Source organism: Streptomyces sp. NBC_00690 (assembly GCF_036226685.1).
In the GTDB taxonomy this organism is placed as follows: Bacteria; Actinomycetota; Actinomycetes; order Streptomycetales; family Streptomycetaceae; genus Streptomyces.
On record NZ_CP109009.1, the window covers coordinates 2,436,948 to 2,452,720 of the forward strand.

General features: G+C 69.9%; 11 protein-coding genes. 4 read left to right on the top strand and 7 right to left on the bottom strand.

The window, feature by feature from the left end; genetic code table 11:
* Positions 1-48: 48 nt before the first annotated feature.
* The 7 genes from murD to rsmH all read right to left on the bottom strand — a co-directional run bounded on the left by murD (position 49) and on the right by rsmH (position 9,571).
* Positions 49-1,545 (bottom strand): UDP-N-acetylmuramoyl-L-alanine--D-glutamate ligase, encoded by a 1,497-nt coding sequence (gene murD, locus OID54_RS10775; RefSeq protein ID WP_329017437.1) that lies wholly within the window; start codon positions 1,543-1,545, stop codon positions 49-51.
* Positions 1,542-2,612, bottom strand: a complete 1,071-nt coding sequence (gene mraY, locus OID54_RS10780; RefSeq protein ID WP_329017440.1) for a phospho-N-acetylmuramoyl-pentapeptide-transferase — start codon at positions 2,610-2,612, stop codon at positions 1,542-1,544. Before mraY ends, murD begins: the two co-directional genes overlap by 4 nt.
* Positions 2,609-4,048: a UDP-N-acetylmuramoyl-tripeptide--D-alanyl-D-alanine ligase gene (locus OID54_RS10785; RefSeq protein WP_329017442.1), complete on the bottom strand. Its 1,440-nt coding sequence runs from the start codon at positions 4,046-4,048 to the stop codon at positions 2,609-2,611. Before OID54_RS10785 ends, mraY begins: the two co-directional genes overlap by 4 nt.
* 4 nt (positions 4,049-4,052) lie before the next feature.
* Positions 4,053-5,783, bottom strand: coding sequence for a UDP-N-acetylmuramoyl-L-alanyl-D-glutamate--2,6-diaminopimelate ligase (locus OID54_RS10790; RefSeq protein ID WP_443055560.1), 1,731 nt, complete (start codon positions 5,781-5,783; stop codon positions 4,053-4,055).
* Positions 5,784-5,798: 15 nt separating this feature from the next.
* Complete coding sequence (locus OID54_RS10795; RefSeq protein ID WP_329017445.1) at positions 5,799-7,757, bottom strand: peptidoglycan D,D-transpeptidase FtsI family protein; 1,959 nt, start codon at positions 7,755-7,757, stop codon at positions 5,799-5,801.
* 4 nt (positions 7,758-7,761) lie between these two features.
* Positions 7,762-8,484 (bottom strand): FtsB family cell division protein, encoded by a 723-nt coding sequence (locus OID54_RS10800; protein ID WP_443055764.1) that lies wholly within the window; start codon positions 8,482-8,484, stop codon positions 7,762-7,764.
* Positions 8,485-8,581: 97 nt separating this feature from the next.
* A complete protein-coding gene (gene rsmH, locus OID54_RS10805; protein ID WP_329017448.1) occupies positions 8,582-9,571 on the bottom strand; it encodes a 16S rRNA (cytosine(1402)-N(4))-methyltransferase RsmH in 990 nt (329 codons plus the stop codon).
* A gap of 324 nt (positions 9,572-9,895) precedes the next feature.
* Here rsmH and OID54_RS10810 point away from each other — a divergent pair, with 324 nt between their 5' ends.
* The 4 genes from OID54_RS10810 to OID54_RS10825 all read left to right on the top strand — a co-directional run bounded on the left by OID54_RS10810 (position 9,896) and on the right by OID54_RS10825 (position 15,491).
* Positions 9,896-10,438 carry a beta-class carbonic anhydrase gene (locus tag OID54_RS10810; RefSeq protein ID WP_329017451.1) on the top strand — a complete coding sequence of 181 codons (543 nt, stop codon included), beginning with the start codon at positions 9,896-9,898 and terminating at the stop codon, positions 10,436-10,438.
* Between the two features lie 196 nt (positions 10,439-10,634).
* Positions 10,635-11,678, top strand: a complete 1,044-nt coding sequence (locus OID54_RS10815) for an AAA family ATPase (RefSeq protein ID WP_329017454.1) — start codon at positions 10,635-10,637, stop codon at positions 11,676-11,678.
* Positions 11,678-13,051, top strand: coding sequence for a DUF58 domain-containing protein (locus OID54_RS10820; RefSeq protein ID WP_329017456.1), 1,374 nt, complete (start codon positions 11,678-11,680; stop codon positions 13,049-13,051). Before OID54_RS10815 ends, OID54_RS10820 begins: the two co-directional genes overlap by 1 nt.
* Positions 13,052-13,067: 16 nt before the next feature.
* Positions 13,068-15,491, top strand: coding sequence for a transglutaminase TgpA family protein (locus OID54_RS10825; RefSeq protein ID WP_329017459.1), 2,424 nt, complete (start codon positions 13,068-13,070; stop codon positions 15,489-15,491).
* The last annotated feature ends 282 nt before the right edge of the window (positions 15,492-15,773 follow it).

The window sequence follows — 15,773 nt, forward strand, 5'->3', positions numbered from 1 at the left end:
CGGCCACCGGGGCGGTCCCCGATGTCCGCGGCGCGGAGGTCGGGCCGGTCAGGCGCGCTGTGCGGCGAGTGCGCGAACCGCGTCCGCGAACGCCTCGCCCCGCTTGTTGTAGTTGACGAACATGTCCATGGAAGCGCAGGCCGGGGCCAGGAGGACGGTGTCCCCCGGCCGGGCGAGCCGTGCGGCTTCCTGGACCGCCGCCGCCATCGCCCCAGTGTCGGTCCGGTCGAGGGTGACGACCGGGACGTCGGGGGCGTGTCGCCGCAGGGCTTCGAGGATGAGCGCACGATCAGCCCCCATCAGTACGGCTCCGCGCAGCCGAGCGGCCGAAGCGGCGACCAGTTCGTCGAAGGTCGCCCCCTTGGCCAATCCGCCCGCGATCCACACGATGGGGTCGTAGGCGGCCAAGGACGCCTCGGCAGCATGGGTGTTGGTCGCCTTGGAGTCGTCAATGTAGGCGACCTCGGCGACGTCCGCGACCTTCTCGATGCGGTGCGGGTCGGGGCGGAAGGCCCGCAGTCCGTCCCGTACGGCCGCCGCGGGAACGCCGTAGGCCCGCGCTAGCGCCGCCGCCGCGAGGGCGTTGGCGATGTTGTGCGGCGCCGGTGGGTTGACGTCGGCCACTTCGGCGAGTTCCTGCGCCTGCTGTTGCCGGTTCTCCACGAAGGCCCGGTCGACCAGGATGCCGTCGACCACACCGAGTTGTGAGGGGCCCGGGGTGCCGAGCGTGAAACCGATCGCCCGACAGCCCTCTTCGACATCGGCGCCGCGGACGAGGTCCTCGGTCGCGGTGTCCGCCGCGTTGTAGACGCAGGCAACGGTGTTGCCCTCGTAGACGCGTCCCTTGTCGGCGGCGTACGCGGCCATCGAACCGTGCCAGTCGATGTGGTCGGGGGCCAGGTTGAGCACGACGGCGGAGTGCGCCCGTACGGAGGGTGCCCAGTGCAGTTGGTAGCTGGAGAGTTCGACGGCGAGCACATCGTACTCACCGTGTTCGCTGCCGCCTTCGGCTGCTTCGTTGCCGAGGACGGCATCGAGCAGGGAGACCCCGATGTTGCCGACGGCCGCCGTGCGCAGGCCGGCGGCTTCGAGGATGGCCGCGAGCATCCGTACGGTGGTCGTCTTGCCGTTGGTGCCGGTGACGGCGAGCCAGGGCGCGACCTTGCGGCCGTCGAGGCCGCGCAGCCGCCAGGCGAGTTCCACATCGCCCCAGATCTCCACGCCCGCCTCGGCGGCGGCCCGGAACAGGGGCTTGTCGGGCTGCCAGCCGGGGGCGGTGACGACGAGTTCAGTGCCTTCGGGCAGGGTGGCGCCGTCGCCGAGGCGTACGGTGATCGACCCGCGGGGCTCCTCAACCGCCGCTTCGTGTTCGGCAGCCCACCGCAGCAGGTCGGCCGCCTGGGCCCGGGAGCGCTCGTCGTCGCCGTCGTTGACGACCGTGACGACGGCTCCGAGGCCGGACAGGACCTTGGCCGCCGGGATGCCCGACACCCCGAGGCCGGCGACGGTGACCAGCCGGCCCTGCCACTGCGCCCCCGTACTCACTTGTCGGCCGCCCAGCCCGCGTAGAAGAGCCCCAGACCCACGATCACGCACATGCCCTGGATGATCCAGAACCTGACCACGACAAGGACTTCGGACCACCCCTTGAGTTCGAAGTGGTGCTGGAGCGGGGCCATTCGGAAGACTCGCTTGCCCGTCATCCGGAAGGAACCGACCTGGATGACCACGGACATGGTGATCAGGACGAAGAGTCCGCCGAGGAGAGCGAGCAGCAGTTCGGTGCGGGAGCAGATCGCCAGACCAGCGAGCGCGCCGCCGAGCGCCAGTGAACCGGTGTCCCCCATGAAGATCTTGGCGGGTGAGGTGTTCCACCACAGGAAGCCGAAGCAGGCGCCCATCAAAGCGGAGGCGACGACGGCGAGGTCGAGCGGATCACGCACCTCGAAACAGGCGGCCGGGTTGGTCAGCGAGACCGCGTTCGCACAGGACTCCTGGAACTGCCAGAGGCCGATGAAGGTGTAGGCGCCGAAGACCATCACCGATGCGCCGGTGGCCAGGCCGTCCAGACCGTCCGTCAGATTCACGCCGTTGGACATGGCGAGAATCATGAACAGGGCCCAGATGACGAACAGCACCGGCCCGATCGACCAGCCGAAGTCATTGATGAACGACAGTTTGGTCGAGGCCGGGGTCAGATCGCGCTTGTCGGCGAACTGGAGCGAGAGCACCGCGAACGCGATGCCGACGATCAACTGGCCGGCCATCTTCGCCTTGGCCCGAAGGCCGAGCGAGCGCTGCTTGACGATTTTGATGTAGTCGTCGAGGAAACCGACGACTCCCATGCCCGCCATCAGGAACAGCACCAGGATGCCGGAGATCGTCGGCCGCTCCCCGGTGATCACCTTGGCGAGTGCGTACGCGATCAGGGTGGCCATGATGAAGGAGATGCCGCCCATGGTGGGCGTCCCCTTCTTGCTGCCGTGGCTGCGCGGGCCGTCATCCCGAATGAACTGGCCGTAGCCCTTGCGGGCCAGCAGCTTGATCAGCAGCGGGGTGCCGATGAGGGTCAGGAAGAGCCCGATGGCCCCCGCGAAGAGGATCTGCCTCATCGACCGGCACCCTGCCCATCCGTGGGCATTGCCGCGCTGTCGAGCAATGCCTGGGCCACCCGCTCAAGGCCGACCGATCTGGACGCCTTCACCAGCACGACGTCACCCGGGCGCAACTCACTGCGCAACAGGTCGACCGCCGCCTGCGCGTCGGACACGTGCACCGACTCCTCACCCCACGAACCCTCGTTATATGCGCCCAGTTGCAGCCAGGACGCTTCCCTGCCCCCGACCGCGACGAGCTTGCTGACGTTGAGTCGGACGGCGAGCCGTCCGACCGCGTCGTGCTCGGCGAGCGCTTCGTCACCGAGCTCGGCCATCAGGCCGAGCACCGCCCACGTTCTTCCCCCCCGGGCCTGTGCGCCTGTGCCCATGGCGGCAAGCGCGCGCAGCGCCGCCCTCATGGACTCGGGGTTCGCGTTGTAGGCGTCGTTGACGATCGTCACGCCGTCCGGACGCTCGGTGACCTCCATGCGCCAGCGGGAGAGGGTACCGGCCTGCGAGAGCGCGAGGGCGATCTCTTCGGCGGGTAGGCCCAGCTCATGGGCGACGGCGGCGGCAGCGAGCGCGTTCGACACGTGGTGCTCACCGTACAGCCGCATAGTCACATCGCCGCACCCGGTGGGGGTGTGAAGCGTGAAGGCGGGCTGACCTTGCTGGGTGAGCCGGACATTCTCGGCACGCACATCGGCGGTTTCGGACTCGCCGAAGGTGATCACGCGGGCCGTGGTGCGGGAGGCCATGGCGCGTACGAGGGGGTCGTCGGCGTTGAGGACGGCAACACCGCCCTGTTCGGCGGGCGGCAGGGCCTCGACGATCTCGCCCTTCGCCTCCGCGATCTGCTCACGGCCGCCGAACTCGCCGATGTGGGCGGTGCCGACGTTCAGTACGAGGGAGATCCGCGGGGGCACCAGACCGGTGAGGTAGCGGATGTCGCCGATGTAGCGGGCGCCCATCTCCAGGACGAGGTGTTCGGTCTTCTCGTCGGCGCGCAGCGCGGTGAGGGGCAGACCGATCTCGTTGTTGAGGTTTCCCGCCGGGTAGACGGTGGGCCCCTTGCGCTCCAGGAGTTGGGCGATCAGGTCCTTGGTGCTGGTCTTTCCGGCCGAGCCGGTGAGGGCGACGGTGGTGGCGCCGAGGCGTTCGACGACATGCCGGGCGAGCGCCCCGAGTGCCACGGTGACGTCGTCCACGACGATGGCGGGGACGCCGACGGGCCGGGTGGCGAGGACGGCTACCGCGCCGTCGGCGACGGCCCGCGCGGCGAAGTCATGGCCGTCGACGCGTTCGCCGGCGAACGCGGTGAAGAGGGCGCCGGGCCGCACCTGACGGGAGTCCATGACGACCGGGCCGGTGATCCGGACGTCCATATCCGGTATGTCGTGGGGCTGCCCGCCGACGATGGCGGCGACCTCGGAGAGGGAGAGGGCGATCACTGGGTCATCCCTGGGATGTGTGGTGAAGGGTGGCACGGGAGTCGCGAATGGCAGCGCGGAGCACCTGGCGGTCGTCGAAGGGGCGTACGACCCCGGCGACGTCCTGGCCCTGTTCATGGCCCTTGCCGGCGATCAGTACGGTGTCGCCCGGTTCGGTCCTGGCGACGGCGGTGGCGATGGCGGCGGCCCGGTCGGCTTCGACGAGGACGTCACCCCGCTCGTGGACGGGCACTTCGGCGGCTCCGGCGAGCATGGCGGCCAAGATCGCCAGGGGGTCCTCCGAACGCGGGTTGTCCGACGTCAGCACGACGGTGTCGGCGAGCCGGGCGGCGGCGGCGCCCATCGGGCCGCGCTTGGTGGTGTCGCGGTCGCCGCCGCAGCCGAGGACGATGTGCAGCCGGCCCTTGGTGACCTTGCGCAGGGAGCGCAGCACCGAGTCGACGGCGTCGGTCTTATGGGCGTAGTCGACGACGGCGAGGTAGGGCTGCCCTTCGTCGATGCGTTCCAGTCGGCCGGGTACTCCGGGCACCGTGGCGATGCCGTCGGCGGCGGTCTGCGGGGCGATGCCCGCGGCGGCCAGGGTCACGATGGCGGCCAGGGTGTTGGCGACGTTGAACGCGCCGGGCAGGGGGGACCTGGCCTCGATGCGCACGCCCTCGGGTCCAACGGCGGTGAACACGGAGCCGAAGACGCCCAGTTCGACGTCCTCCGCGTGCCAGTCCGCGTCCGGGTGTCCCTCGGCGGAGAAGGTGACGACGGGCACGGTCGCCTCGGTGACCAGCCTGCGCCCGTAGGCGTCGTCGAGGTTGACCACGCCGAGCTTGCTGCGCTCGGGGGTGAAGAGCTGCGCCTTGGCCTGGAAGTAGTCCTCCATGCCCGAGTGGAACTCCATGTGCTCGGGGCTGAGGTTGTTGAAGACCGCGACGTCGAAGACGCAGCCGTCGACCCTGCCGAGCACCAGGGCGTGGCTGGAGACCTCCATGGCGACGGCCTCCACCCCGCGTTCGCGCATCACGGCGAAGAGCGCCTGGAGATCGGTGGCCTCGGGCGTCGTGCGCTCCGACTTGAGGGCTTCGTCGCCGATCCGCATCTCGACGGTGCCGATCAGACCGGTGGCACGACCGGCGGCGCGCAGACCGCCCTCGACGAGATAGGCGGAGGTCGTCTTGCCGGAGGTCCCGGTGATGCCGATCTGGAGGAGGTCGTCCCCGGGGTGTCCGTAGATCTCGGTGGCCAGCTCCCCCATCCGGGCCCTCGGGTCCTCGGTCACCAGGACCGGCAGCCCGGTCGCGGTGGCACGCTCGGCGCCCGACGGGTCGGTGAGGATCGCGGCGGCGCCCAGATCGACGGCCTGGGCGACGAAGTCGGCGCCGTGCAGTCGGGCGCCGGGCAGGGCGGCGTAGATGTCGCCGGGTCGGACGGCGCGCGAGTCGTGGGTGATGCCGGTGACTCGTACGGGGCCCGACTCGGCTGAGGTGATCGTCTCCGCGCCGGCGGCCTCGCCGGGAGCGGGATCCGCCACCCCGAGCCGGGCGGCCAGCTCCCCGAGCGGTGTGGGGTGGGTCCGGTCCGGACGGGGTGCTCCCGGCTGTTTCGCCGGGACGTCCTGCTGGGGGTTTTGGTACTGATCACGGTGCGGCACGGCGGTGAGCGTACCGGGCTCCCCCGCCGGGGGGCTAAATGAGGTGTGCTGCCCGGGGCCGCTGTTCCCGGGTTCGGGCTTCGTCGTCGTCACTGGTGGTTCCTCGGGTCATTCGCCGGGCTTGAAGGTCACGGGAAGCCGGGTGGGTTCATTGCCGGTGGGCGGCACCTTGAGGGTCTTGAGCGCGAACTGCATCACTTTCTGATAGATCGGGCCGCAGATCTGTCCGCCGAAGTAGCTGCCTTCGGTGGGGTTCTGGATGGCGCAGTACACGGTGATGCGGGGCTTGTCGGAGGGTGCGAAGCCGGCGAAGGAAGCGGTGTAGCCGCGGTAGCGGCCGAGATCCGGGTCGACGCGGTTGGCGGTGCCGGTCTTGCCCGCGACCCGGTAGCCGGGGATACGGGCCTTGGTGCCGGTGCCCTCTTCGTTGCCGACGACGGATTCCATCATCGTGGCCAGCGTCGTTGCGGTCTGTTCGCTGACGACGCGGGTCTTCTTGGGAGCGGGGGCGGCACTGAACTGACCGTCGGGGCCCCTGGTGCCGCGGACCAGGGTGGGCTCGATGCGCATGCCGCCGTTGGCGATCGTCGAGTAGACCGATGCGGCCTGCATGGCGTTGATGGAGAAGCCCTGGCCGAAGGGAATCGTGTACTGCTGCGACGTGGACCACTTCGAGGGGCGGGCGAGGATGCCGGGGGTCTCACCCGGGTATTCGAGCCCGCTGGGACTGCCCATGCCGAACTTGCGCAGGTAGGAGTGGAGGACCCGGTTGGCCTCGGTCTGGTTCTTGCCGAGTTGGCCCGTGGCGAGAATGGTCCCGATGTTGCTGGACTTGGCGAGCACCCCGTTGAGCGTGAGGTACCAGGTCGGGTGGTCGATGTCGTCCTTGAACAGTCGGTCGCCGCGGTGGAGGCGGTTGGGGACGGTCACATGCGTCTGGGGGGTGGCGACGCCTTCCTCCAGTACGGCGGCCATCGACATGACCTTGGCCGTGGAGCCGGGCTCGTAGGCGTCCTGGAGGGCCGCGTTGCCCATGGCCGTGGTGTTGGCCTGGGAGAGGTCGTTGGGGTCGAAGCCCGGGGCATTGGCCATGGCGAGGACCTCACCGGTCTGCGTGTCCTGCACTATGACGTAACCGCGGTCGGCCTTGGACTCGCGGACCTGATCGCTGATCGCGCGCTGGGCGGCCCACTGGATGTCGCGGTCGATGGTGAGCTCGATGTCAGAGCCGGGCACCGCGGGTGTCTCGCGGGTGCCGTCGGCGGTGGGGACGCGGCGCCCACCGGACTGGGGGTAGGTGATCTCGCCGTCCTTACCGGCCAGCGTCGTGTCCAACATGGACTCGATCCCGCCACCGCCGCGCCCGTCGGCATTGACGTAACCCAGTATTCCGGCCGCGAGATCACCGTTGGGGTAGACGCGCCTGGTGCTGGGCTCCTGGAGGACGCCGGCGAGGATGCTGATCCCGGGACCGCCGCTCGCCCGGTCCTCCCGGGCCTTCTCGGCGTAGACCTTCTTCAGGTCCTTGATCTGGTTCCAGACCTGGGGCGTCTGGCGGCGGGCCAGGACGGTGTAGCGGGACTTGGGGGTCTTCAGCTTCTCGACCAGTTCGGTCGGGGTCTTGCCGATGATGGGTGCGAGCAGCGCCGCGGCCTGTTCGGGCGCGTTGGGCGACTTGCTCTCCTTCGGCGTGAACAGCTTCGGGTCGGCGGTGATGTCGTACGCGTCGACACTGGCGGCCAGTGCGATGCCGGCCCGGTCGGTGATCTCACCGCGCTCGGCGGCCAGCTCGACGCTGATGAAACGGTGCTTCTGGGCCTTGGCCGCATAGGCATCGGCGTCCACCGCCTGGACCTGGAGCAGCCGGACTACGAAGGCCAGCATCACGAGGGTGAGGCCGAAGCTCACCAGGCGCAGTCGGGGCCGGGGGTTGCCGAGCTTGAGTGCGCGCGGTGCGGGGCGCCCGGCGGGCCGGGGCGGGCGGGCGGTACGGCCGGGGCTCGCGGGGCGGCGCTGGGCGGGCCCGGGCACACGGCGCCTGGGGGGCGGCGGATCCTTGGGGGGCACTGCGTCACCTGCCGGGAGGTGTCGGGGTGGGCTTGATGGGCAGGGTGATCGCCCGGAGGGAGGCCGCAGGGTCCACCGGGACGGCTGCGGCGTCGGGGGCGGGAACGGGGAGAGCGGGCACACCGGCTTCGGCGCCGATCCGACCAGCAGGAGTCGGGGGCGAAGCCGGTGTCAGTGTCGGTGCAGGTGCTGGGGCAGGTGCTGGATTCACCTCGGCGACTCCGGAGACCGAGCCCTGGGGCTCCAGCGGCTCCTGTGTCACGGGCGAGGACTCGACCGATGGTCCGGGTGTCGCCGAAGAACCGGCTGCTGTGTCCGGAGTGGATTCGGCGGACCTGGTCGCTTCGGGGGACGGTGACGAGGTCGCCCGGTCGGACTCGCCGCTGACGGTCCCGTCGGGATCGATGAAGGCCGGGTTGCCGCCGGGGACCATGCCCAACTGGCGGGCCCGCCGCTCCAGGGCGTCAGGGGCCGAGAAGTCGTCCACGTCCCGTTGGAGCGCCTGCTGCTCGTCGGTGAGTTCCGTGGTCTTGCGCTTGAGTTCGCTGAGCTCGAACGAACCTTCGTTGAGCGCGGAGTTCAGCAGGAGCAGCCCGATCAGACCGCCGCCGAGCAGCACCACGACCAGCAGGACGAAGGGAGTACGGGCGGCACTGCTCGGCCCGGCCGGCATCAGCCGGGAGAGTCTGGCAGCACGTCCCTTGAGCTGCTTGGCCGCTGCGCTCACCGAGTCCTCCCGTTCCTTCCGCTCGTGCCCACGACCGCAGATCCGCGAGTTGGGGGCGTTGCGTTCCCGTGTCGACGCCGCGACCGGTGCGCGTCGCTCACGACGCGTCCTCACGGATGCGCTGTGCTCCCCTCAGACGCGCGGGGGCTGCACGGCGGTTCTCCGCGACTTCCTCTTCCGTCGGAAGTTCGGCGCCGCGGGTCAGCAGCTTCAGCCGTGGCTGGTACTCCTCGGGCACCACGGGCAGTCCGGCCGGAGCGGTGTTCGCAGCGCCTGCCGCAAAGACCTGCTTGACCAGCCTGTCTTCCAGCGACTGGTAGGCGAGCACGGCAATTCGACCGCCGAGGGCAAGGCGTCCTACCGCGGCCGGAATGGCTCGCTCCAAGACGCTGAGCTCGCCGTTCACCTCGATGCGCAGTGCCTGGAAGGTGCGCTTCGCCGGGTTGCCGCCGGTGCGCTTGACGGCCTGCGGCAGGGCATCACGGATCAGTTCCACCAGACGGGCGCTGTGGGAGAAGGGCTCCTTGCCCCGCTCCCGTACGACCGCGGAGACAATCCGGCGGGCCTGCTTCTCCTCGCCGTACATCCGCAGGATGCGGACCAGTTCACCGGGCGGGTAGGTGTTGAGCACCTCGGCGGCGCTGATGCCGGTCGTCTGGTCCATGCGCATGTCGAGCGGGGCGTCCTGGGCGTAGGCGAAGCCGCGATCGGCCTCGTCCAGTTGCATGGACGAGACCCCGAGGTCGAACAGGATGCCCTGGACGCGGTGGATGTCGAGACGGTCGAGGACCTCGGGCAGTTCGTCGTAGACCGCGTGCACCAGCGTCGCGCGATCGCCGAAGGAGGCCAGGCGCTCACCGGAGAGCCGCAGTGCCTCCTTGTCGCGGTCGAGGCCGATGAGCCGGGCCGCGGGAAAGCGGGTGAGGAGGGCTTCACTGTGACCGCCGAGACCGAGGGTGCAGTCCACCACGACGGGCGCTTCGGGCGCCGCGCCCGGGTTGAGGGGTTCCTCTGGTCGCTCCAGGGCCGGGGCCAACAGGTCCAGACACCGCTGGAGCATCACCGGGACATGGCGGGTATTGCTCAAAGCGCCCTCTCAGGTCCGACGCGGGGCCCAATCGACCGGCGAGCGGGGGCCGAGCCGTGCGTACGCCGCACACGCGGGGAAATCATGGGGAAAGTGCAGGATGTGTCCGTGGACTCCGCGTCACTTTAGTCCACCGTACGGTGCGGTCAATCAACTGCCCGACGGCGTGGCGGGCGGGGCGGGCGTGCTCGCCGGAACGGAAGACTTCACTCGAACGGGCGTGTCGGTCCCACTCTTGTGGGTTACCTCACAACAAGTGATGTTGATGTTCTTTGTCCGCTTCGCAGCAAGCCACCGACGCCCGCGGCCATTACCGTCGTCAACATGACGACTTCCGCACACCGCCCCGCCGATCCCACGCGTGCGGCCGGCTCGGTCACCGACGGCCTCGTCGCGGCGAACCAGCAGTACGCAGCCGGGTTCGAGGACCCGGGCATGGATGCGCGCCCCGTGCTCAAAGTGGCCGTGGTCGCCTGCATGGACGCCCGCCTCGACCTCCACGCCGCACTCGGCCTCGAACTGGGCGACTGCCACACCATCCGCAACGCCGGAGGAGTGGTGACCGATGATGTGATCCGTTCGCTGACCATCAGCCAGCGGGCGCTGGGCACCCGAACCGTCATCCTCATCCACCACACCGGCTGCGGTCTGGAGTCGCTCACCGAGGACTTCCGCCACGAGTTGGAGCGTGAGGTCGGGCAGCGCCCGCAGTGGGCGGTGGAGGCGTTCCGCGATGTCGAGCAGGACGTACGGCAGTCGATGCAGCGGGTCCGCACATCGCCGTTCCTGCTGCACACCGATGATGTGCGCGGCTTCGTTTTCGATGTGCACGACGGTCTGCTTCGGGAGATCGACCCCAGTTCGTAACCCTCAGAGGCTCCCGGCAATCACCCCAAACACGGCAAATCCCTCCCAGTTATCCACAGGCGAGTGACACGGGACGGTAACGGCAACAAGAATGCGGGGGTAGCACCCCCTCCGGAACTTCCAGGGACCGGTGTTCGTGTTTGGGGTGGGCCGGACCGCGTGCGGACCGGCCGGAGAACGTGCCGAGGAGGGCCGGGTGACCACCTATGACGATCGAGCGAGCCTCACAGATCTGACCACCACAGCGGATCGCGTCCGCAGATCGGTGGAGAGTGTGATCGAGGGCAAGCCAGAGGTCGTACGGCTTTCGCTGACCGTGCTGCTGGCCGAGGGGCATCTGCTCCTCGAAGACGTGCCGGGTGTGGGCAAGACCATGCTGGCCAAGGCGCTGGCGAGATCCATCGACTGTTCGGTGCGGCGGATCCAGTTCACACCGGACCTCTTGCCGTCCGACATCACGGGTGTGTCCATCTTCGACCAGCAGCAGAGAGACTTCGAGTTCAAACCGGGAGCGATCTTCGCGCAGATCGTCATCGGGGACGAGATCAACCGCGCATCCCCCAAGACCCAGTCCGCATTGCTGGAGTCCATGGAGGAGCGGCAGGTCACCATGGACGGCAACAGCTACGAACTCCCCAGTCCCTTCATGGTGGTGGCCACCCAGAACCCGGTCGAGATGGAGGGCACCTATCCGCTGCCCGAGGCCCAGCGCGACCGCTTCATGGCCCGTGTGTCCATCGGCTACCCCAGCGCCGAAGCAGAGCTCAAGATGCTGGACGTCCACGGCGGGGCCTCCCCCCTCGACGACCTCCAGCCGGTGGCCCACGCCCACGACATTCTCAAGCTGATCGACGCCGTGCGCAGTGTCCACGTCGCCGAGTCCATCCGTCGCTACGCGGTGGAGTTGGTCGGTGCCACCCGCAGCCACCCGGACCTTCGGCTCGGAGCCTCGCCGCGTGCCACCTTGCACCTGCTGCGAGCCGCCAGGGCCACCGCAGCGCTGTCAGGCCGTGACTTCGCCCTGCCGGACGATGTGCAATCGCTCGTGGTGCAGGTGCTCGCGCACCGGCTGCTGCCGACGGCACAGGCCCAACTGAACGGGCGCACCGCGGAGCAGGTGGTCCTGGAGATCCTCCAACGCACCCCCGTGCCCACCGCACAGGGTGCGGAGACCCAGTTCCTGGGGGGCCGACCGCCCCAGCCGTTGTACGGCCAGCACCTCGGCCCCCGGCGCCTGTGATGTCCCACGGGCAGGCCGCCACGGTGGCGGACGCCGAGACGGACACGAACACCGACACGGACGCTTCGGGGGTACGGGCCGCGCTGAGCGGGTTGACGACGCGCGGTCGGTCGTTCCTCGCGGCGGGAGTGGCAGCGGCCATCTGCGCCTACGTCCTGGGGCAGAGCGATCTGCTGCGGGTGGGGCTGCTCCTCGCCGTGCTGCCGTTTGTCTGTGTGGCCGTGCTCTATCGCACCCGCCACCGCGTCACGGGCAGTCGGCGGTTGACCCCCTCCCGGGTGCCGGCGGGCGCGGAGGCACGCGTCCACCTGCGCATGGACAACGTCTCGCGGCTGCCCACCGGGCTGCTCATGCTCCAGGACCGCGTGCCCTACGTCCTCGGTCCCCGCCCACGGTTCGTCCTGGACCGGATGGAGGCGGGCGGGCGGCGCGAGGTGTCCTACCGCGTGCGCTCCGATCTGCGCGGACGGTATCCGCTCGGGCCGCTGCAACTACGGCTGAACGACCCCTTCGGAATGTGCGAACTGACCCGGTCCTTCGGTGCCTTCGACACCCTCACCGTCATACCGCGGACCGAACCGCTCCCCCCGGTGCGCCTGCTGGGGGACGCCTCGGGGCACGGAGACGGCAGGCTTCGCTCCCTCGCCCTCGCCGGTGACGACGATGTCATTCCCCGCACCTACCGCTACGGGGACGACCTCAGGCGGGTGCACTGGCGCTCCACCGCCCGCCACGGCGAGTTGATGGTGCGCCGCGAAGAGCAACCACAGCGCGCCCGTTGCACCGTCCTGCTCGACACCCGCAATCTCGCCTACGAGGGCTCGGGTCCCGATTCGGCCTTCGAGTGGGCGGTCTCCGGCGCCGCTTCCACCTTGGTGCACATCCTTGAGCGGGGCTTCGCGGTCCGGGTGCTCACGGACACCGGACAGTCCGTACCCGGCGAGGGGGTGAACGGCTTCACCGCGTCCGCCCAGGAGTCCGCCCAGTCCGCCGGCCTGATGATGGACATGCTCGCCGTCGTCGAGCAGTCGGACGGTGAGGGGCTCACCGCCGCCCATGACGTGTTGCGCGGCGGGAGTGAAGGTCTGCTGGTGGCCTTCTTCGGCGACCTCGACACGGAGCAGACCGCACTCGCGGGCCGGATGCGACAGCGCGCCGGTGCCGCCGTCGCCTTCGTTCTGGACAGCGAGAACTGGGCCACCGGCGGAACCGTGACGGCGGCAGTCGACCAGCGCGTCCGAGCCCTGCGCGAGGTCGGGTGGACCGCGCTGGCCGTCCCGCCCGGGGCGTCGTTGCCTGCGCTGTGGCAGCAGGCGGGTCAACAGCGGGCCGAGACCGGCGGGGGTACGGCCGGGACGGGAACCTGGTCATGAACGGTGGGGGTACGACATGAGCGGTCGAGGACGGCTGGCGCTCTGCGCCTACGCCGCCACGGTGATGACGGCGAGCGCACTGCTGCCGCTGTTGGACTCGCCCGGGTGGCTTGTGCAGGCGGCCCTGCTGCTGGGGATCCAGAGCGCTGTCGGTGCGGCTGCCCGGCGGATTTCGCTGGCCCGGCTGTTGACGGTGGCCCTCCAGACACTGGTGGCCCTGTCCCTGCTCACCTGGGTCTTCGCCCGTGGCCAGGCGGTGCTGGGAGTGATTCCTGGTCCTGCGACATTCCAGTGGTTCGGTGAACTGCTCGCCACGGGCGGACAGGACATCAGCCGCTACGCCACGCCCGCACCGACCACGGACGGCATCCGACTCATGGTGGTCGGCGGAGTCCTGCTGATCGGCCTGTGCGTCGACGTCATAGCGGTCACGCTCCGCAGCGCTGCGCCGGCGGGACTGCCCCTGCTGGCCTTGTACTCGGTCGCCGCCGGACTCTCGGGTGGAGGTGCCAACTGGCTGTGGTTCCTGCTCGCAGCCTCCGGGTTCCTGCTGCTCCTGCTGGCCGAGAGCAAGGATCGGGTCTCCCGGTGGGGTCGGGTGTTCCGAGGTGCTCCGGCCGCTCCCCCGCGTGGGGCGCGGGCCTTCGAATCCGACGGTGGTGTGCCCCTGGCGTCCGTTCGCACGGGACGGCGCATCGGAGCGCTCGCCCTGGGAGTCGCGCTCGTGGTGCCGGCCGCGCTGCCCGCGATGGACGGCGGTCTGCTGGCCGGCGTCGGCGCCGGAGAGGGCTCCGGCTCGGGCGGCGGCACGATCACCGCGGTGAACCCCCTGGTGTCGCTCCAGGACAATCTGAACCAGTCGGACAACCGCGAGGTCATGCGCTATCGCACCAGTGCCGCAGGGATCGAGGACCACTATCTGCGGTTCGTGGCACTCGACCAGTTCGACGGAACCACCTGGAAGTCCTCCGAGCGGAAAGTCGAGGACGTGCCCGACCGGCTGCCCCGGCCGCCCGGGCTGAGCCCGTCGGTGAAGACCACCGCGATCAGGACGAACATCACGGCCGCCGGGTACTACGAACAGAACTGGCTCCCCCTCCCCTATCCCGCGACGGAGGTGTCGATCGACGGCCGCTGGCGGTTCGAGCCCGAGGGCAGGACCGTGGTCGGTGACCGCGGCGAGGACACGCGCAGTGCCCAGTACACGGTGGAAAGTCTGCTGGTGGAGCCCACGGCGGAGCAGTTGGCGCAGGCACCGCCGGCCCCGGCCAAGCTGCGGCGCGAGTACACCAGGGTTCCGGACTCCCTACCCGCAGTCGTGCGCAGGACGGCGGAGAACGTGACCCGCGGCGCGAACAACGACTACCAGCGAGCGGTGATGCTCCAGGAGTGGTTCACCGTGGGCGGTGGCTTCACCTACGACACCCAGGTGCAGTCAGGCACGGGGAGCCAGGCGATCGTCCGGTTCCTCCGGGACAAGCAGGGATTCTGCATCCACTTCTCGTTCTCCATGGCAGCCATGGCCCGCACCCTGGGGATACCCGCGCGGGTCGCGGTCGGCTTCACCCCCGGCACTCCGGGGGCGGACAGCACGGTCTCCGTGGCAGTGCGGGATGCCCACGCCTGGCCCGAGTTGTACTTCGAGGGCGTGGGATGGACACGGTTCGAGCCCACCCCCAGCCGGGGCAACGTTCCCCAGTACGCACAGCCCGAGACCCCGTCCGGGGCCCCGAGCAACCCCACCGCACCCGAGGCGGCAGCGTCGAACGAGCCGTCGGCGGCCCCGTCGCCCACCGACAGTTGCTCCCCGGAACTGCGACGCCTCGGTGAGTGCGGCGCCGCCGCGCCGCAGGACCTGGCCACCCCCACCGACGCGGGCGCCTCGGCCTGGAACGTCCTGCTCACCGGTGTGACGGTGCTGGTCGCACTGCTCGTGCCGCTGTCGCCCATGCTGCTGAGACTGAGAATCCGGTCCCGACGGCTGGGTTCCGGCGGGCGCACGGAGGCGGATGCCACGCACCGGACGTTGGCAGCGTGGCACGAGGTGCTGGACACGGCCTGGGACCACGGAATCGCACCGGACGGCTCCGACACACCGCGCAGGACCGCGGCCCGGATCGTTCGCGAGGGACAACTCGAAGGCGAGGCGGCGGACACCGTCCACCAGATGGCCGGCGCCGTCGAGAAGGTGTTGTACGCGCCCCACCGCCAGGTCACCGGTGGCCTGGTCGACGATGCCGCACGCATCCGAGCGGGGCTGGGTGCAGCAGCGGGCAGAGGCACCCGGCTACGGGCACTTCTCCTGCCCCGATCGTCCATTCGGGTGATCTGGGCCGTTTCAGCCCGCTGGATCACCGTCGCCGAGCGGTTGCGCGCAAGCCGCTGGTCGCCGGCCCGTGGGGCAGCGCTACTGCGCCGCCCGTTGCGGCAGCGGAGCTGACCGGACGGATCGGATGCATGACAGAGGGCCGACGCAGTGCAGCGCGTCGGCCCTCTCGGACGTCTGGCGATCAGATGGTGAGCAGCCCCGGATGGGAACGGGGACACGCGGGCAAGGGGACGAGGGTTGGCCCGGGGACCGGTCCGGACGACCGTCGCTGCCGCCGGGCGGGCGACCCACCCCGGCATGGACCGGAGCGGATGGCACTGACCAGAGGTGACGTGGCTTGCGCAGAGCCGGGGTCACGAAGACCACGGCCGCGCGTCACAGACGTTTGTCAGG